General features: G+C 26.4%; 15 protein-coding genes and 1 other RNA gene. 1 reads left to right on the top strand and 15 read right to left on the bottom strand.

What is annotated here, in order from left to right; all coding sequences use genetic code 11:
- Nucleotides 1–3: 3 nt before the first annotated feature.
- Nucleotides 4–855 carry a ParA family protein gene (locus AC4FQW_RS10895; protein WP_491149041.1) on the bottom strand — a complete coding sequence of 284 codons (852 nt, stop codon included), beginning with the start codon at nucleotides 853–855 and terminating at the stop codon, nucleotides 4–6.
- Between the two features lie 181 nt (nucleotides 856–1,036).
- Here AC4FQW_RS10895 and AC4FQW_RS10900 point away from each other — a divergent pair, with 181 nt between their 5' ends.
- The gene (locus AC4FQW_RS10900) at nucleotides 1,037–1,501 is read left to right on the top strand and encodes a GreA/GreB family elongation factor (RefSeq protein ID WP_303131083.1); all 465 of its coding nucleotides are present in this window, start codon (nucleotides 1,037–1,039) and stop codon (nucleotides 1,499–1,501) included.
- Between the two features lie 144 nt (nucleotides 1,502–1,645).
- Here the strand turns inward: AC4FQW_RS10900 and AC4FQW_RS10905 are convergent, their stop codons facing one another.
- The 14 genes from AC4FQW_RS10905 to AC4FQW_RS10970 all read right to left on the bottom strand — a co-directional run bounded on the left by AC4FQW_RS10905 (nucleotide 1,646) and on the right by AC4FQW_RS10970 (nucleotide 19,433).
- Nucleotides 1,646–1,915, bottom strand: a complete 270-nt coding sequence (locus AC4FQW_RS10905; protein ID WP_491149043.1) for a hypothetical protein — start codon at nucleotides 1,913–1,915, stop codon at nucleotides 1,646–1,648.
- Between the two features lie 126 nt (nucleotides 1,916–2,041).
- Complete coding sequence (gene fliB / locus AC4FQW_RS10910) at nucleotides 2,042–3,181, bottom strand: flagellin lysine-N-methylase (protein ID WP_491149045.1); 1,140 nt, start codon at nucleotides 3,179–3,181, stop codon at nucleotides 2,042–2,044.
- Between the two features lie 130 nt (nucleotides 3,182–3,311).
- Nucleotides 3,312–4,277 (bottom strand): tRNA dihydrouridine synthase, encoded by a 966-nt coding sequence (locus tag AC4FQW_RS10915; RefSeq protein WP_491149047.1) that lies wholly within the window; start codon nucleotides 4,275–4,277, stop codon nucleotides 3,312–3,314.
- 250 nt (nucleotides 4,278–4,527) lie between these two features.
- On the bottom strand, nucleotides 4,528–5,709 hold the full coding sequence (locus tag AC4FQW_RS10920; protein ID WP_491149049.1) for a NupC/NupG family nucleoside CNT transporter: 1,182 nt from the start codon (nucleotides 5,707–5,709) through the stop codon (nucleotides 4,528–4,530).
- Between the two features lie 457 nt (nucleotides 5,710–6,166).
- Nucleotides 6,167–6,525, bottom strand: a transfer-messenger RNA (tmRNA) gene (gene ssrA / locus AC4FQW_RS10925).
- A gap of 254 nt (nucleotides 6,526–6,779) precedes the next feature.
- Complete coding sequence (locus AC4FQW_RS10930) at nucleotides 6,780–7,088, bottom strand: SH3 domain-containing protein (RefSeq protein ID WP_491149140.1); 309 nt, start codon at nucleotides 7,086–7,088, stop codon at nucleotides 6,780–6,782.
- Nucleotides 7,078–9,186, bottom strand: coding sequence for an N-acetylmuramoyl-L-alanine amidase (locus tag AC4FQW_RS10935; RefSeq protein WP_491149051.1), 2,109 nt, complete (start codon nucleotides 9,184–9,186; stop codon nucleotides 7,078–7,080). The genes AC4FQW_RS10930 and AC4FQW_RS10935 overlap by 11 nt, the downstream gene beginning before the upstream one ends.
- A gap of 247 nt (nucleotides 9,187–9,433) precedes the next feature.
- Complete coding sequence (locus AC4FQW_RS10940) at nucleotides 9,434–10,030, bottom strand: tryptophan transporter (protein WP_491149052.1); 597 nt, start codon at nucleotides 10,028–10,030, stop codon at nucleotides 9,434–9,436.
- Nucleotides 10,031–10,433: 403 nt separating this feature from the next.
- Nucleotides 10,434–12,308 (bottom strand): glycerophosphodiester phosphodiesterase family protein, encoded by a 1,875-nt coding sequence (locus AC4FQW_RS10945; protein ID WP_491149054.1) that lies wholly within the window; start codon nucleotides 12,306–12,308, stop codon nucleotides 10,434–10,436.
- 121 nt (nucleotides 12,309–12,429) lie between these two features.
- Nucleotides 12,430–13,320 (bottom strand): DMT family transporter, encoded by an 891-nt coding sequence (locus AC4FQW_RS10950; protein ID WP_491149056.1) that lies wholly within the window; start codon nucleotides 13,318–13,320, stop codon nucleotides 12,430–12,432.
- 337 nt (nucleotides 13,321–13,657) lie between these two features.
- Nucleotides 13,658–15,049, bottom strand: a complete 1,392-nt coding sequence (gltA, locus tag AC4FQW_RS10955; RefSeq protein WP_491149057.1) for an NADPH-dependent glutamate synthase — start codon at nucleotides 15,047–15,049, stop codon at nucleotides 13,658–13,660.
- The gene (locus tag AC4FQW_RS10960; protein ID WP_303130194.1) at nucleotides 15,049–15,939 is read right to left on the bottom strand and encodes a sulfide/dihydroorotate dehydrogenase-like FAD/NAD-binding protein; all 891 of its coding nucleotides are present in this window, start codon (nucleotides 15,937–15,939) and stop codon (nucleotides 15,049–15,051) included. Before AC4FQW_RS10960 ends, gltA begins: the two co-directional genes overlap by 1 nt.
- A 147-nt stretch (nucleotides 15,940–16,086) precedes the next feature.
- The gene (locus tag AC4FQW_RS10965) at nucleotides 16,087–17,253 is read right to left on the bottom strand and encodes an iron-containing alcohol dehydrogenase (protein ID WP_303130196.1); all 1,167 of its coding nucleotides are present in this window, start codon (nucleotides 17,251–17,253) and stop codon (nucleotides 16,087–16,089) included.
- A gap of 248 nt (nucleotides 17,254–17,501) precedes the next feature.
- Complete coding sequence (locus AC4FQW_RS10970; protein WP_491149059.1) at nucleotides 17,502–19,433, bottom strand: sigma-54-dependent Fis family transcriptional regulator; 1,932 nt, start codon at nucleotides 19,431–19,433, stop codon at nucleotides 17,502–17,504.
- Nucleotides 19,434–19,444 lie beyond the last annotated feature (11 nt).

A 19,444-nucleotide genomic window follows, 5' to 3' on the forward strand; every position in this document is an offset into this window, starting at 1 on the left:
ATTTTAACACCTTTCCATTATTTCTCTAACAAAACTGTTTATTGTATTAAATTCACGCTCATATTTACCCTTTATTGTATTTTTACTTTCATCAAAATTAGATAAATTTGATATAATTGACCTATTTCCTATAACTGTATTAAATAACTTTGGTATATCACCATTATTACTTTGTATACTTAACGCTTCTTTTATAGTTGTATAAGGTTTATTATTTCTAAATCTGTTTATTATAACTCCAAGACCTTCTATAGAATAATTTTTATCTATCCTCTTAATTTCTCTAGACTTTTTATTAATCTTTTTTATTACTTGACTTAAACCATACGTTGATAATCTATCAGCAATTACAGGAATAATATAATACTGACTAAGATATATTCCACACATAGTTATTGCCCCTAAATTTGGAGGACAATCTACTAATATATAATCATATTCTTTCTTTAAATTTTTAAGTTCATTTTTTAATATTGAAATTGAATTTTTTTCTTTATTTAACCATGAAACATCATCACAAATATCAATTAAATCTATACTAGATGGTAATATATCTAAATTTTCTATTCCTCCACCTATATTACTTACATTTTTTATTATTGATTCATTAATATCAAATGCTTTAGTATTTTCAATATTATCTAAAAATAATTGATGTATTGTTTTATTATTTTCATTAGCCTTACTCCATCTATCTTGACTAATAAGTAGTACAGTTGCATTTGTTTGTGGATCTAAATCTATAACTAAAACTTTTTTCTTATACTGTGCTGCTAAAACTTCTGCTGTTGCTACTAATAATGTTGTTTTTCCAACTCCTCCTTTAAGATTAATGAAACTAATTACTTTTGACATATTTATCTCCTAAAAATTACTTAATTTAAATATTATTCATTAAAATATATTCTAAATAACATAAATTATTTATTAATTTAAAAAAGTTTTTAATATGATATATTAAGTTTATTTGTTTTCTTTTATTTTCTTATATATACTATTAGTATTGACAGAAATTATTTTGGAGGTTTAAAACTTTATGAATAATAAACTAACAGCGGAAAATATAAAAAAATTAAGAGATGAATTAGAATATAGAATGACTGTAAAAAGAGCTGAAATTGCTAAAGAAAAATTAGTTGCTGCTGCCCATGGTGACAGATCAGAAAATGCTGAATATAAAGAGGCTTGTGCAAACTATAGAGAAAACGATAATAGAATTCAATATTTAATGACTATGATTTCAACTGCTACTTTAATAGATGAAGACGAAATTGATAAGTCAACTCTTGGAATTAATAGTAAAGCTAAAATTAAATTTGTTGAAGATGGTGATGAAGTTACAATAACACTTGTAACAACAATGGATTTAGACCCTGAAAATATGCTTATAAGTATTGAATCTGATTTAGGTAAAGCATTATCAGGTAAAAAAGCAGGAGACATAGTTGAAGTTAATGCTCCTGGAGAAAATTATACAGTTGAAGTATTAGAAATATTATAATAAAAACTATATAAAAATAGAATTCATTTATTTTATAGAACTATTCTTAATACTATTTATCTAATTTAAACTTATAAAAATATTTAAACTAAATAAAAATTATAAAGGGACTGTTTTAACAGCCCCTTTTATTTAACATTTAAACTAAATATAATTAGATAATATATTAAGAATAACTATACATAATATTATTCCAATAAATCCTGCCAAAGTTACTTTTGTCTTAAAGTATTTGCTCTCCTTTTTTCCTTTTAATATTTTAATTAAATTCCTAACAAATACAAAAACTACTAATGCAAATAATATCAAAAGTATTGGCATTTCTAAAATAATTGCAAGTCTAATGTACGTTACTGATATTATTGTATAACATACAAAACAAAGTATAATACCAATAATATATAGAACCTCCATTATTACTCCTTAAAAATTATTTCTTTCTATATATTATTATTTTAAAACTAAATTTATTAATTTACATAAGAATAAACTTACTTTATTTTTTTAAATTTATAATATATTTTATTTTTACAAATTTTATTAAAATAAAGATATAAAACATAAATATCCTACTTCTAAAATAACATCACCAAATCCATCAGCTAAAAACTCTTTAACTGCTTCTTCATTATTTTCAATAATTCTTGAAAAAACAACTATATAATCTTTTACATCTTCAATATATATTTTCTCTTTATTATCAATACAATATTTTAAAAATACAGCATATCTTATAAATAAATAATTAAGAATAATCATTTGAAAAGATATTGCCGTATCTTCAACATTATCTTTTGTACAATTACTAATAATTTTAGATAATATACAATTTTCAATTAAATTATTATATTTATCAAATAAAATCTTAAATTCTTTCCATTTTGATGCAAGTACATTAATTTCAACTTCTTCGGAAAAGTATGAAATATGTTGTAAAAATTTATTAAACATAGGTACTTCTTTATAATTTTGTATAATATCTAAAAATAAATAATTAATTTCTTCAATTGACTCATCTATATTTAAAGTAATTTCTTTATATTTATAAAAAATATTCTCTATATAGTCTTTATCTTTATATTTTTCTATTTCTTCTAATATAATATTATCTAAATTTGAAACTTCTAAAATAGATGACAACATTTCAAAACATATAATTAGCTTATATTCTAAACTAAAATCTTCTTGTTTTATAATATTAATTAAAGTTTCTCTAATTTTAAATTCTAATAAATTATTTTCAATTTGAATACCATTATCTGAATATAAATCTATTTTTCCCCCCATATCACTTATTATTTCTACTACTTCAGGACAAGAACAAGATAATGAAAGTTCTTTTCTATCATCAAAAACATTCTGTATTCTAGGAAACATATGACATGTTGAAGATAAATATCCTTCCCCATAATTTTTAACTATATAGCATAACCCCTTTTTATCTAAAAAAGGACATGCTTCATAAGTAGATTTTTTTATTAAATAAATATTTTTATTATCAATTTTCTTTACATTTTTTAAAATATACGTTGAATCACCTTTTACATTTTTCCATTTATCATAAGTAACACTATCTATACTTATATCCCAACCTTCGCAACATGTAAATTTACATTTATCAGCTACACACTTAAATTTATCATAATTTGAAATTTTAAATATATTATTTTCTTTATTCATATAACTTAACTCCATTTTTCTCTACTTAAATAAAACTATATTTTACTTATAATATAATATTTAAGTGAATTTATAAAAATAAGCTCACATTTAACTGTGAGCTTTAGTAATGCTTTAATTAAAATTATTTTTAACCTTGATTAGTAAATAATCCAGCTCCTTTTATAATTTCTTGTTCCTCAAATAAGCTTGAAACAGCATCATTATAAGCATCTAATTTTTGTGCTTTTTTTATTTTTTTAGCGTACTTTTTATTATCTGAAAATATATGAACCATATATCCCCACAATTCCTTCATTCTAAATATAGCATTTCTATCTTCATTAAATAATTCCCTATATTCATTAAAAACTTCATCATGAAAATTCTTTAATGTCTTTTTATCTATAAATGCGTTATTTTTAATTTCATTAATTAATCCTGGATTAGCAAGTATTCCTCTTCCTAACATAAATTTATTAACTTGATTAAATTCTCTAATTAATTTATCATTATCTTCTTTTGTAAAAATATCTCCGTTATAACATATATTATTTTTACTTAATTTTAAAGCATCTCTAAATACTTCTAAATTAGGCTTATTTCCATAAAAATCTTTTTGTGTTCTAGGATGAATAATTAATTCCTCCATAGGATATTTATTATAAATTTCTATAAGTTTATAAAATTCATCTGGAGTATCTTTTCCTATTCTAGTTTTTATAGAAATTTTCATATCATCTATTTTAAATATTTCCTCTAAAAATTTATCTAATTCATCTCTTTTTGCTAAAAACCCTGAACCTCTATTTTTCGCAACAACAGTTCCTGATGGACACCCTAAATTTAAATTAATTTCATCATATCCTAATTGCTTTAATTTATTTGCAGTAAAAATAAATCCTTCTGAATCATTAGTAAGTATTTGGGGTACTATATTTATACCTTTATTATTTTCAGGTAATATATCTCTAAGTTCTTTGGTTTTAAGACTTCTACTATTATTTGGAACAATAAAAGGTGTAAAATATTTATCAATATTATCAAAAAACTTTTTGTAAGCGTTCCTATATATATAACCAGTTATTCCTTCCATTGGTGCAAAATAATATTTCATTTATTTTCTCCTTCGTTATTAATATAGACTATTATATCAACCTTCTTTTTTCTTATCCACATTATTTAATTCTTTTCTTTTTAATTTTATAAAATTATATTTTTAAAGTATTAATTCTCTTATTTAAATCTTTCTTTTTAAAGTAACTTATAAGAATAAAACAGCAATAATATTTAAAATATCATTGCTGTTTTTATGTACTATTATTTTTATATGTATAATAAAATATAAATTTTTAATATGTTTTATTTTATATAATTAACCCAACAATAGTTGCTGTTAATATACTTACTAAGGTTGCACCATATAATAATTTTAATCCAAAACGTGCAACTACAGTTCCTTGCTCTTCATGAAGACCTCTTACTGCTCCTGAAATAATTCCAATTGATGAAAAGTTTGCAAAAGAGATTAAGAATACAGAAACAATACCAATTGATCTTGCTGATAAATGTATACTTCCACTTTTTAATAAGTTCATTGCAACAAATTCATTAGATACTAACTTAGTTGCCATTACACTAGCAGCTTGTATTGATTCATTAAAAGGTACACCCATTAAAAATGCAATTGGAGAAAATAAATATCCAAGTATTTCTTGGAAGCTAATACCAAAAATCCATTTGAATATCATATTAATCATAGCAATTATTGCTACAAATCCAACTAACATAGCAGCTACTATAACAGCTACTTTAAACCCATCTAAAATGTATTCTCCAAGAACTTCAAAAAATGTTTGTTTATTTTCTTCATTTACTACTAAAATGTCTTCTTCTTCTGTTACAGTATAAGGATTTATAATTGATGCTATAATAAATCCACCAAACAAGTTTAAAACAAGTGCTGTTACAACATATCTAGGCTCTAAAAGAACCATGTAAGAACCAACTATTGACATTGATACTGTTGACATAGCTGACGCACAAAGAGTGTACAATCTATGTTTAGGTAATAAGCCAAGTTGCTTTTTCACTGAGATAAATACTTCTGATTGTCCAAGTATAGCTGATGCTACAGCATTATAAGATTCTAATTTACCCATTCCATTAATTTTACTTAAAACTACACCTATTCCCCTTACTACAAAAGGAAGTATTTTCAAGTATTGTAAAATACCTATTAAAGCAGAAATAAAAATTATTGGTAAAAGAACACTAATAAAAAATGAGAATTGATCATTATTTACTAAGCCACCAAATACAAAATTTACTCCTTCCCCAGCACATGTAAGCAATGATTCAAAACCATTTGCTATACCACCTATTAAATAATTTCCTAACTGAGTATTCAGTAATCCAAAACCAAATATAAATTGTAAAATAAGCATTATAATAACAGGCTTGTATTTTACATTTTTCTTATCACTACTAGCAACCCACGCAAGTGCCAAAACAACAAATAATCCTACGATTCCAATGATATATTTCATTTTTATCCTCCTTTTAAGTGCGACAACTTTAATATTACTATGTTCATCTATGTTAAAATAAATACACTTCACTTTTAGTAGATTGCTCTTTATTCTTTTATGATTTTTAATTTAAATTTGAGTATAATTTTCTTATTAATCAAAAATTAATCACAAACATTCTTATTATAAATTTATTATCAATATTTGTAAAGTATTGTTTTAAATTATATCAAAATTATTTTAATATAATTATATTTTATAAATAAATTAAATGTGTTTTTTAATATAAAAAAGAACTCTATTATTGCAGTAGAGTCCTTTTTACTATATATTTTTATTAAAATTTATTAACTTATATGAAATTATAAAATTACTTTTTTAATATACTAGTTGCTAATTAAAAATATATAATTGTTTGAAAATAAAAATAATGGAAAACCTCAATAAAAAGTTTTCCATTATATTATAAATTATTTGGTGGAGATGACGGGTGTCGAACCCGTGTCCGAAAGTAGTTTAATTCAGCTTTCTACGAGCGTAGTCTATATATTAAAATTCGCTTACATGAACGCCTACAGACAGGCATCATGTTCGCTAGCTTCATAAGTTCCGTTCCTAGCTCAAAGCTTTGCTAAGCTCGGTTCCCCACTAATAATGACACCAGACATCCCAAGTCGTGGGCAACCCGGGGCTGATGAGCAGCGTTTATTAAGCTGCTAGTGCAAAATTGTCTTCTGCGTTTATATTTAATGCATACTTTATTATCGAGGCACCATGCTTCCCTCGGCCCGCTTACCAAATCTCACTTACCCCCGTCGAAGCCAAAACATCCCCATGTTGTAAGTTTAATTTGTAAAACGCTATATTCAGTTTTGCTTTATGAAATAATTATATAGTACATAAACTTAACTGTCAACTTAGCATTCTTTTAAAAATTCTGCATATTAAACTAAAAATTTTTAATCATTTTTATTATTTCCTTTTTGTTTTATTTTTAAAGACTTATTGAAAAATTTTACATACTTAATTTTAAAAAGCTATTAAAACTATTATTTTAAATATAGTTTTAATAGCTGTAATTTATATTATTAAATTTTTACGTAATCTGCTGATACATATCCATATGAGCCTTTATATTTTATTTTGTGCCATCCTTTTGATGTTGATACTATTTCTACTTTACTTCCTCTACTTAAACTTCCTTTTATTGATGAGCTTGTTGATGCTCCACTTCTTACATTTAATGCACTTGCTGTTACTGTTCCTGTCTTTACTGTACTCTCTGGTTTATTATTGCTACTATTGTTATTTGATGAACTATTGTTACTATTTGAGGATGAATCATTTATTTTTACATAATCTGCTGATACATATCCATATGAGCCTTTATATTTTATTTTGTGCCATCCTTTTGATGNTTAATGCACTTGCTGTTACTGTTCCTGTCTTTACTGTACTCTCTGGTTTATTATTGCTACTATTGTTATTTGATGAACTATTGTTACTATTTGAGGATGAATCATTTATTTTTACATAATCTGCTGATACATATCCATATGAGCCTTTATATTTTATTTTGTGCCATCCTTTTGATGTTGATACTATTTCTACTTTGCTTCCTCTGCTTAAGCTTCCTTTTATTGATGAGCTTGTTGATGCTTCACTTCTTACATTTAATGCACTTGCTGTTACTGTTCCTGTCTTTACTGTACTCTCTGGTTTATTATTGCTACTATTGTTATTTGATGAACTATTGTTACTACTTGAGGATGAATCATTTATTTTTACATAATCTGCTGATATATATCCATATGAGCCTTTATATTTTATTTTGTGCCATCCTTTTGATGTTGATACTATTTCTACTTTGCTTCCCCTGCTTAAACTTCCTTTTATTGACGAGCTTGTTGATGCTTCACTTCTTACATTTAATGCACTTGCTGTTACTGTTCCTGTCTTTACTGTACTCTCTGGTTTATTATTGCTACTATTGTTATTTGATGAACTATTGTTACTACTTGAGGATGAATCATTTATTTTTACATAATCTGCTGATATATATCCATATGAGCCTTTATATTTTATTTTGTGCCATCCTTTTGATGTTGATACTATTTCTACTTTGCTTCCCCTGCTTAAACTTCCTTTTATTGACGAGCTTGTTGATGCTTCACTTCTTACATTTAACGCACTTGCTGTTACTGTTCCTGTTTTTACTGTACTCTCTGGTTTATTATTTGATGAACTATTATTACTATTTGAGGATGAATCATTTATTTTTACATAATCTGATGATACATATCCATATGAGCCTTTATATTTTATTTTGTGCCATCCTTTTGATGTTGATACTATTTCTACTTTGCTTCCCCTGTTTAAACTTCCTTTTATTGACGAGCTTGTTGATGCTCCACTTCTTACATTTAATGCACTTGCTGTTACTGTTCCTGTTTTTATTGAGGTATCAGGCTTTTCAGTTGGTTTTTCTATAGGCTTGTCCTCTGGTTTAACTTCTGGAGTTGAATTATTTCCATTTAATTTTATATTATCTTTTAAATATTTTTCTACTCCATCTGCAACTGCCTTTGCTAGTTTTTCTTGATATTTTTCATCCCTTAACTTATTAGATTCTTCTTTATTTGAAATAAATCCAGCTTCAAAAAGTGATGATGGCATTTCACTTTCTCTTAAAACTGCAAAATTAGCATTTTTAACACCTCTATTAAATGCTCCAGTTTCCTTTATTCCATTATCTTGTATATCATCACTTAATGGTTTATGAGCTATTTTATCTTTATGATAATATGTTTCCATTCCATAAGCTGATTCTTTCTCAAATGAGTTTATATGATTTGATACAAATATATCTGCTCCATATTGATTTGCCATTTCTGCTCTTTCATCTAATGAAAGATATATATCAGAAGTTCTACTCATTTTAACTTCTATACCTTTCTCTTCTAATTTCTTTTGTATCTTTAATCCTATTTTTAAATTTAACTCATCTTCTTTTAGTCCAAAAGCAGAGCTTCCATCATCATGCCCACCATGTCCTGGATCTATAAATACTTTGTAATAACTTCTATCCACTTCTTTTGGAGAATTAGAAGAATAAAACGATTTACTATTAGAAACATAAATTTCTATTACATGAACTTTATTTCCAATCTTTTTACTTAAATAAACAGTTCCTTCTTTTTTAGGTGTAACAACCCCTGTGTTGCTAATTGATACTATGTCTGAATTTGACATTTTAGCATTTTTATATTTTGATAAATTTAAAGTTTCACCAAATTTTAATGAAACTCCATTTTCTACAACTACTTCTTCACTTCCATACCCTTCAGTTACTGATAAAAATTGCTCTTCTAAGTTTGATATACTATCTGCAGTTGTTGTATTTTCGAAAAATGGTGCAGATGATATAGCAAACATAATTAAAGCCGCTTTTATTATCATTTTTAATTTTTTACTTTTCAAAAAAACACCTCTCATTTATCTCAATTTTATTTGTTAACAATTTTAATAATTTAGCAACAATTTTATTATAATATAAACATTTTATTCATTCAACCTCTTCCAATTTTCTCCTAAAATTTTCACAAAATCATAAAAAAACTGATATTAAACTAAAAACTAATTATTATAGACTAAATATATTAAACAATTTAATCTATAACAATAAAATTTAATATAATATCAGTTTTAACTTTATAAATTATTTATTTTAATTGTTTTATATTTAATTTTCTTTTAAACTTATAGCTTTCATAGAACTTTTTATAATTCTAAATAAGAAAAATCCTACTACTAAATTTATTGCTATTGCTGGAATTACAACTACAACAAATAATGAAGTAAAGCCTGCTGGCAACCCAACTAAAATACTTGCTGATAATAAAAATGTTAATCCACTAACTAAAGTTCCAATTGGAAATATTATTAAACTTTCAATAACTTTTTTCTTATTTTCTGAAATATTTTTTATTAATTTCATTTTATTTATTATCATAATAAGGATAAACATTAAATTAACTGTAACTAACTTATCTATCATATTAGGGAGTTGTCCACCAGGAAGCTTAGTTGTCATTGCTGTAAATATTCCTGTAATTATTCCTGATATTAAGCATGTTTTATAATTATTTTTATTTATCATCATAATTATAAATAACATAATAAGAGCAAAATCTGGTTGCATAGGTAATCCAAGTGCTGGTGTAACTTGATGAAGTATAGCACCTATTCCTAGTAATAATGCATTAATTATCATTTTTTTTGTTTTTTCAATATTTCTCATATATATTTCTCCTTTTCTACTTAATTTTTTATTTTTCATCCATTCTCCTAGTTCTTCACCATTTCATAACACTTAAATCACCTCCTTTAATTTTTATTAATAAAAAAACGCCCCATGAACTAAATCATAGGACGAATAAACTTTCCGCGTTGCCACCTAAATTGTGATTAATTATGTATTAATCACCACTCTAAAATTCAAGTACTATCATACTCTATCTGCTATAAGGTGCAGCCCACCATAAATGCTACTCTCTAAAAATAGATTTCGTTTTATTCCTAAAAGGTCCATTCAATAAATTTCTTCTTGCTAGTATCTCACCATCACTAACTCTCTTTAATAAAGCTTAACTTACCTACTCTTCCTTCTAAAACGGATTATCAATATTAAATTTTCTTTTACTATATAATATCATTTTTTTAAGTTTTTGCAACCAATTTAATTAAATTTTTGTATAATTTATTATACTTATAATAGATTCATAATAAAAGGTTACATAATCATAATGCTTTTCTTCTTTCATTTCTTTTTCTGTATCTTTAATGAGTTTTACATTATCAGTAATTATATTATCTACACCTAACCTTAACATCTTTTCTGCACTTTCTTTATCATTTATAGTAAATGCATGAACCTCTTTCCCTATTGCATGAAGAGCATAAACGGTCTTTGAATTTATTAAAGATTGTTCCATACTAAAAAAATCTACATTTAAGTTTTCAAAATCTCCAAACGCTGCAAGAACAATGTATCCAACTTTTATTTTAGGATTAATTTTTTTCATCTCTTGAAGAGAATTAAAGTTATTTGAAGATATTATAACATCATTATCCATATGATTTTCTTCTATTATTTTATTAACATTTTCAACTAACTTATCATCTTTTCCTTTTGGCTTAAGTTCAATATTAAGCTTTATTTTCCCTTTTGACTTTTTTAAAACTTCATCTAATGTTGGTACTTTTTCCCCTTTATATTTAGATGAAAAAAATGACCCATTATCTAACTCTTTTATTTGAGCTAAAGTTAAATCTTTTGGAGCTTTGTGTACTCCTGAAGTTCTTTTAAATGTATTATCATGAAGTAATATAGTTTTTCCATCTTTTGTAGTTTGTACATCAATCTCCGCAAAATTAGCTCCTTGCTTTATGGCTTCATTTATTGCTGATAAAGTATTTTCTGGTGCATCTTTACTTGCTCCTCTATGTGCAGTTATTTGAGCCTTATCATTAATTACTCTATTAAATACTGTTCCATAAGCAATTGTTCCACTATAAATAGTAAAGCAAATTATAAGTACAAATACGAACCAAGTTGATCCTATTTTTGAAAAATTATATAAGGAATTTTTTTTGTAATCCTCAAATGTTTTAAATACTCTCTCTTCTACATTATCTTTTTGAATATTATAGTAAAGTTCAACTAAAAAACTTACAAAAAGAGGAGTTATTAGAATAGTTATTATTACAAAAATAATAAAAAATAAAATTAATAAAAATCCAAGAACCATTTTGCTAGCATAAGATTCTGGTCCTAATATATATTCTCCAATTGAAATTCCACCAAATAAAAATATTGAAACTATTATTATTGAAACCAATATTAAAACTATTTCAAATAAAAGAATAGATTTTAATATTAACCATTTATTTTTCTTATATAATTTATTACTTCTTTTTATTGCATCTTTTCCTTTTACTTTTTCAATAACAACTATTGGAATTGAAAGTATCCATCTTAATAATAAAAATATTAAAGTTAACCCTATTAAGACTAATAAACCCTTTCCTAATAAAGTTTTTTTAAGTTCTATAGTTATAAATGGAGGTATTGAATAATCTCTAATAAGTGAACTACAAAGTCCAACTCCTGTTAAGGGCCCTATAACACCTGTAATTAATATAAGTGGGATTATACCTACATCAATTATATTTTTTAATATACCAAATACATTAAATATACTATCTATAACCTTAACCTTATTTCCTCTATGAGATTCTACCCCAATATATGTAAGTGCACCTATCTCAATAAAAATCATACCAAAAGCCATAATAAGTAATAAAAATATACATATTAATCCCTTAATACTTAAACCAAATGTTATAAAATCCTTGTTAGTCAAAGAGAAAAATCCTTCTATTTTCATAAAATACTTAAGTATAAAATAAATAATTGGTGCAAATATAAAAGCAGTTAAAATTCGATAACACATTTCAAAATATGTACATGCCCAAAAATTTATTTTAAAATTTTTATATGTATTATTTATTAAGCTTAATACATTTATTTTTTCTTTAGTATTTTTAGACTTCATAGCTAAAAGCCTCCCTATTTAAATATTTCCCCTTAAATATACTTAAAACATTCTATATATTTAATATATACTAAAAGCTACTAGATACCAAACTTATCTAGTAGCTTTTTAAAATTTTTATTTAATCTGAAATTCGTGATAACCATATTGCAGCTGCTATTATAAATAAACCGCCAAGTAACTGGAATACAGTTAATGTTTCACCATATACTAAGTAAGCAAAAAAACTACCTAATACCGGCTCTAACGCAACAAGTACTGATGCTACTCCTGTTTCTATATAATCAGTTGCTTTTACATATGCTATATTAGCTATAAATGTGCTTAATACACCTATTGATAATATGTTAGCTATAACAAATGCAGGTGATGCATTATTTGTTACGGCTGTTCCTATTGCATCAAAGTTTGTAAAGAATGCTAATGCTATTGTACTAAATATAAATCCATATATAAGCATACTATCCTTTGAATATGTACCGACAAAAAATCTAGGTATTACAAGTTGTAGGGCAAATAATATTCCAGTTGAAAGTCCTATTAAAAGACCTACTATGTCAAGATTTTCAAGTCCAACACCAAATATGTTTGAAATTAATATACAACCAGTTATTGCAAGTAATATTATTATTGCTTTTCTTGCAGTTATTTTTTCTTTAAAAAATATTGCATTAAATATAGTTACCCATATTGGATTAGTAAACATAAGTACTGTTGCAACAGCAATTGGTACTCTTTCCACTGCAATATTAAACGTAGTGAATGATAATCCAAAGGTAACTATTCCATAAATACCACTAATTATAATTCCTTTTAAATCAATACTAAATGCTTTTCTGTTAAAAATTAATAAAAATATTGAAAATCCTATTGATGCTATTAAGCATCTGAAAAATGAAATACTCATTGAATCTATTCCTGAATTTGCAAGTGTTCTACTTGTAACACCCATCATGCCCCAAAAAAGAGTTGCAATCAACACAAGAGAGATTCCTTTTTTCTTATTATTCATTTCAAGCCTTCCTTTCTGTCCAATTTAGTAAAATATTATGTAAATTCAATGTGTTTAATGTTTACATTGAACACATAACATTGTACTATATATTTTAAAAAATTTCTTATTTTAAACTTATTGTTTACATTTTAGACATATAAAAATCTATTAATTAAATTAAATTAATAAATTTATTATAAAATTAAATTTATTTCTAAATAATTTTTTACTAAATTATAAACTAAAATAATTTTAATTAATACAAATTTTATTTATATCATTTAATTTATATTCTAATAAACAAAAAATCCTTAATTGTATTTAATAATACAATTAAGGATTTATACTTACTTACTTATTTACTTAAATATTCATCTATTGCATTTGCAGCATCTTTACCTGCACCCATTGCAAGAATTACTGTTGCTGCACCTGTTACTGCATCTCCTCCAGCATAAACTCCCTCTCTTGAAGTTTTACCTGTGTGTTCCTCTGCAACAATACATTTTCTTTTATTTATATCAAGTCCTTTTGTTGTTGATGAAATTAATGGATTAGGTGATGTTCCAAGAGACATTATTACAGTATCAACATCCATAACAAATTCTGATCCCTTAACTTCTACAGGTCTTCTTCTACCTGATTCATCTGGTTCTCCAAGTTCCATCTTTACACATTTCATTCCACTAACCCATCCATTTTCATCTGTTAATATTTCAGTTGGATTAGTTAAAACATCAAATATTATTCCTTCTTCTTTTGCATGATGAACTTCTTCTATTCTTGCTGGAAGTTCTGCTTCACTTCTTCTGTATACAATGTGTGTCTCAGCGCCAAGTCTAAGTGCTGTTCTTGCAGCATCCATAGCAACATTACCACCGCCTACAACAGCTACTTTTTTACCTACTCTTACTGGAGTTTCATATTCATCTTTAAATGCTTTCATTAAATTTACTCTTGTTAAAAATTCATTTGCTGAAAATACTCCATTTGCATTTTCGCCCTTAATTCCCATAAATCTTGGAAGTCCAGCTCCTGAGCCTATAAATACTGCATCAAAATCTTCTTCATTTAAAAGCTCATCAATAGTTATAGTTCTTCCTATAATAACATTTGTTTCAATTTTAACACCTAATTTTTTTATATTCTCAATTTCACTCTTTACTACTTTTTCTTTTGGCAGTCTAAATTCTGGAATACCATATACTAAAACTCCACCAGGTTCATGAAGTGCTTCAAATATAGTTACATCATAACCTTTTTTTGCTAAATCTCCAGCACATGTAAGTCCAGCTGGACCACTTCCTATAACTGCTACCTTTTTACCTTTTGACTCTTCTTTTTCTGAAAGGTCTATATTATGTTCTCTAGCCCAATCAGCTACAAATCTCTCAAGTTTACCTATTGAAACAGCATCTCCCTTTACACCTAGAACACATTTACCTTCACATTGTGTTTCTTGTGGGCATACTCTACCACAAACTGCTGGAAGTGCACTATATTTAGAAATTATTTTTGCTGCTTCTTCAAAATTTCCTTCTGAAACTTCTTTAACAAAACCTGGTATATCTATTGATACAGGACAACCTTTTCTACACATTGGATTTTTACATTGAAGGCATCTTTTAGCATCTTTAATAGCCTCTTCTTCATTATATCCTAAGCAAACTTCTTCAAAATTAGTTGCACGAATCTTTGGATCTTGTTCTCTTACTGGTATTCTAATCATTCTTTCTTTCATATCCATTAGTCCTCACCTCCACAATGACCACATCCACCATGGTGTGTATCTCCTTCTATTTCCTTTAATATCGCTCTTCCTTCTTCTGTTTTATACATAGCTTGTCTTCTCATTGCTTCATCGAAATTAACTAAATGTCCATCAAATTCTGGACCATCAACACATGCAAACTTAACCTCATCTCCAACAGTTACTCTACATGCACCACACATTCCAGTTCCATCAACCATAATAGGATTTAAACTTACTATTGTAGGAATATTTAACTCTTTAGTTAACATACATGTAAATTTCATCATTATCATTGGACCTATAACTATAGCTTCATCATACTTTTTACCTAAGTCCTTAACTAAATGATTTAACATATCAGTAACTCTTCCATTAAATCCATATGACCCATCATCAGTAGCTATATATAAATTATTAGCTACCTTTTTCATTTCATCTTCTAATATTAATATGTCTTTACTTCTAGCACCTATAATAACATCAACATCTATACCATGTTCTTTCATCCACTTAACTTGAGGATATACCGGAGCTGCTCCTACTCCACCTGCAATAAATATAATATTTTTTTTCTTTAAATCTTCTATATTTTCTGACACGAAGTCACTAGGCCTTCCAAGAGGTCCCACAAAATCACTTATGTAATCATTGACTTCTAAGTTTTCTAAATCTTTAGTTCCTTTACCAACTACTTGGAATACTATACTAACAGTTCCTTTTTCCTTATCGAAGTCTGCTATTGTTAGAGGAATTCTTTCCCCGTGTTCATCTATTTTTATAATTATAAATTGTCCTGGTTTTGCTGATTTTGCAATTCTCTTAGCTTCTATATCCATTAAATATATATTGTCTGTAAGTTTTCTTTTTGAAACTATTTTATACATAAATTTTATACACCTCTTTATTCACATTAATAGAAGGATTATTTTCAAAAAGAAAAGTCTTAAAATACAAGACTAACACTAGAAATTTCAAGAAAAATCTTATGCTTAGCTAGTATTCTAAGGCTTTTCTCACCATGAAACTAAATACTAAAAATTAACTTCTTCTCCATAGAAAGCAGCTTTATAAAGTCTAGCCATTTGATCATTGTCTATCTTTCTTGGATTTGTAGCTGTACATGCATCTAAAACTGCATTTTCTGCCATGTATGTTAAATATGATATGAATTCAGCTTCATCTACTCCATAATCTTTAAATGTTTTTGGAATATTTAGCTCTTCATTTAATTTTCTTATTAATTTAACTAATGATTTTGTTAACTCTTTATTGTTCTTTCCTTCAAGTTCAAGCATTTTTGCTATTTTTGCATATCTTTCTTCACATTCTACTGAGTTAAATTCTATAACTGATGGAAGTAATATAGCATTAGCACATCCATGTGGTACATGGAATACTCCTCCTATTTTATGAGCCATTGAATGAACAATTCCAAGTGAAACATTACTAAATGCCATTCCTGCTAAACATTGAGCATCATGCATTTCACTTCTTGCTTCCATATCTCCATCATATGATTTCTTTATATTATCTCTAACCATTTCAATAGCTTTAAGAGCTAATGGATCTGTAAAGTTATCTGCAATTGTTGATACATATGCTTCAATTGCATGAGTCATTGCATCCATACCTGTATGTGCAACTAATTTAGCTGGCATTGTTTCTGCAAGTTCTGGGTCTACTATAGCAATATCAGGTGTTATATTAAAATCAGCTAATGGATATTTAATTTTAGCTTTATAGTCAGTAATTACTGAAAATGCAGTAACTTCTGTTGCTGTACCACTTGTTGAAGCTATAGCTATAAATTTAGCTTTTTTTCTTAACTCTGGTAATCCAAATGGAACTATAGCTTGTTCAAAAGTAAAATCTGGGTATTCATAGAATATCCACATAGCTTTAGCAGCATCTATTGGTGAACCTCCACCAAGGCCTATAATCCAATCTGGTTCAAAGCTTCTCATAGCTTCTGCACCTTTCATAACTGTTTCAACTGATGGATCTGATTCAACACCATCAAAAACTTGAACTTCAAGACCAGCTTCTTTTAAATTGTCTTCTATTCTTTGTAAGAAGCCAAATCTTCTCATTGATCCTCCACCCATTACTATCATGGCTTTCTTACCTTTTATTTCTTTTAATACATCTATTGAACCTTTTCCATGATAAATGTCTCTTGGTAATGTAAATCTTGCCATATAAAAAACTCCCCCTCAATTCATAATATTCAAAATTCTAATTTTTATTATCAACACTTAAATATATTAGCAACTTCCATGCCAATATTCCTATTTTAAAATAAATTCTCAAAAAACCTTGTAAGTATGTCATTTTTTTAACAAATTAAACTCAAATAAAAAAGTATATTTTTGTAATATATTATTACATGTATACTTTTGTACTGTATTTTTTTAGGACATTGTAATATTAATTAACATATTTTATTTTAATATATCCTATACTTGTTTATCTTATAATACAAAGTATTTCTGCTTATCCCTAAAGACTTTGCTGTTTTACTCATATTATAATCATTAAATTTTATTGCTCTTTCAATTAAAGTTTTTTCTATATCTTTTATATTAAATCCATTTCCTATTTTTATATATATTCCTTTATCATCATTTTCATTATCATAATTAATATCTTTTTCTTTTTTACATTTTCTTTTGCTTGTATCTACAGAAATTTCATTGCTCAATATATCTCCTGTAAATTCGTAAGACATATCACCATCTAAGTTAACTATATTTTCTATACAATTTTCAAGTTCCCTTATATTTCCTGGCCATGAATAATTTATTAACTTGTTATATAAACTTTCGCTTATTTTAGGAACTTCTTTATTAAGTTTAAAAGCTTTCACTCTTAAGAAATGCTTTATTAAATTCTCTACATCTCCACTTCTTTCTCTAAGAGGCGGCAAATGTATTGGAATAACACTTAATCTATAAAATAAATCTTCTCTAAAGTTACCTTTGTTAACCTCTGACTTTAAATCCTTATTTGTAGCTGCAATTATTCTAACATCAATTGGAATTTCCTTATCACTTCCAACTCTACAAATCCTACCTTCTTGTATTACCCTAAGCAGATGTACTTGCATTTCAAGTGGCATTTCTCCAATCTCATCTAAAAATATTGTTCCTCCATTTGCAAGTTCAAATTTTCCTATTTTCCCACCTTTTTTAGCTCCTGTAAAAGCTCCTTCTTCATATCCAAAAAGTTCACTTTCTATTAAATTTTTTGGTATTGCACCGCAGTTTATAGCAACAAATTTATTTTCTCGTCTATAACTATAATTATGTATTGCTTGTGCCAAAATTTCCTTTCCTGTACCACTTTCCCCTTGAATTAATATTGTAGAAGGACTGTTGGCTACTATCTTACAGTTTGTTATTACATTTAATATAGCATCGCTCTCCCCTAATATATCATCAAAAGTTTTATAAGCACCTAAGTCTTTATTAATTATTCTTTCACCTTCATTAGTAATTATAATAACTGCGCCAACAATTTTATTATTTAATCTTATAGCTTTTATTTTTAAAGCTATTTTTTTATTAAATAATTTCATTTCTTTTATATATGCATTGTAGTTTTTGCTTTTAAAACTCATATATATATTATTCCATCCTGGAATAATGCTCTCAATTCTCTTTCCTATCAAATCTCCTTGTACAATATCTAATAATTCTATAGCTAAATTATTTACATTATTAATATTCCCATCAGAATCAACAGTAATTATTCCTTTTCCAACATTGTTTATTACACTTCCTACATAATTATAGGTTTCTTTTAAAACATCACTAATATGACTTCTTTCCAATTCATTTTCTATTGCTTTAACACCAAATAACACTAACCCTAATGTATGTGGATGCTTATTAGTCCAATCAGATGTTAAGTTAAGTGTTCCTATTATATTTCCATCTATTCCATGTATAGGTGCTGCAGAACATGTTAAACTTTTAAATATATCTATATAATGTTCATCTGCAGTTACTTGAACAGGTCTATCCTCCTCAAGAGCTATTGCCATTGCATTTGTTCCTATATTCTTTTCATCCATATACATTCCATTTTTTATATTAACTTTTTCATATTCTTTTATTACTTTATCTTGTCCACTCACATGTAATATACATCCTTCTTTATCTGTAAGTACTATTATGAAATTTTCATCTCTTAGTACATCTTTAAATATATCCATATAAATTTTTGATGTCTTTATAAGTTCACAGTTTTCTTTAAGAAGCTTTTCTAATATATCATTTCTAATGCTTTTATTTGATGTTTTTATATCCTCTTTTATTCCATACTTTTTACTTCTTTCATGTGAGTTAATAATTAAATTTCTATTATTAAATTCCATATAAGCTCCCC

The organism is Clostridium sp. TJA085 (genome assembly GCF_058310235.1).

Coding starts and splice junctions, on each gene's coding strand:
- AC4FQW_RS10920 (WP_491149049.1), bottom strand. CDS start 5,709: ATGAAATATATCATTGGAATCGTAGGATTATTTGTTGTTTTGGCACTT.
- gltA (WP_491149057.1), bottom strand. CDS start 15,049: ATGGATATGAAAGAAAGAATGATTAGAATACCAGTAAGAGAACAAGAT.
- AC4FQW_RS10945 (WP_491149054.1), bottom strand. CDS start 12,308: ATGAAGTCTAAAAATACTAAAGAAAAAATAAATGTATTAAGCTTAATA.
- AC4FQW_RS10970 (WP_491149059.1), bottom strand. CDS start 19,433: ATGGAATTTAATAATAGAAATTTAATTATTAACTCACATGAAAGAAGT.
- AC4FQW_RS10905 (WP_491149043.1), bottom strand. CDS start 1,915: ATGGAGGTTCTATATATTATTGGTATTATACTTTGTTTTGTATGTTAT.
- AC4FQW_RS10915 (WP_491149047.1), bottom strand. CDS start 4,277: ATGAAATATTATTTTGCACCAATGGAAGGAATAACTGGTTATATATAT.
- AC4FQW_RS10950 (WP_491149056.1), bottom strand. CDS start 13,320: ATGAATAATAAGAAAAAAGGAATCTCTCTTGTGTTGATTGCAACTCTT.
- AC4FQW_RS10965 (WP_303130196.1), bottom strand. CDS start 17,253: ATGGCAAGATTTACATTACCAAGAGACATTTATCATGGAAAAGGTTCA.
- AC4FQW_RS10895 (WP_491149041.1), bottom strand. CDS start 855: ATGTCAAAAGTAATTAGTTTCATTAATCTTAAAGGAGGAGTTGGAAAA.
- fliB (WP_491149045.1), bottom strand. CDS start 3,181: ATGAATAAAGAAAATAATATATTTAAAATTTCAAATTATGATAAATTT.
- AC4FQW_RS10960 (WP_303130194.1), bottom strand. CDS start 15,939: ATGTATAAAATAGTTTCAAAAAGAAAACTTACAGACAATATATATTTA.
- AC4FQW_RS10900 (WP_303131083.1), top strand. CDS start 1,037: ATGAATAATAAACTAACAGCGGAAAATATAAAAAAATTAAGAGATGAA.
- AC4FQW_RS10940 (WP_491149052.1), bottom strand. CDS start 10,030: ATGAAAAATAAAAAATTAAGTAGAAAAGGAGAAATATATATGAGAAAT.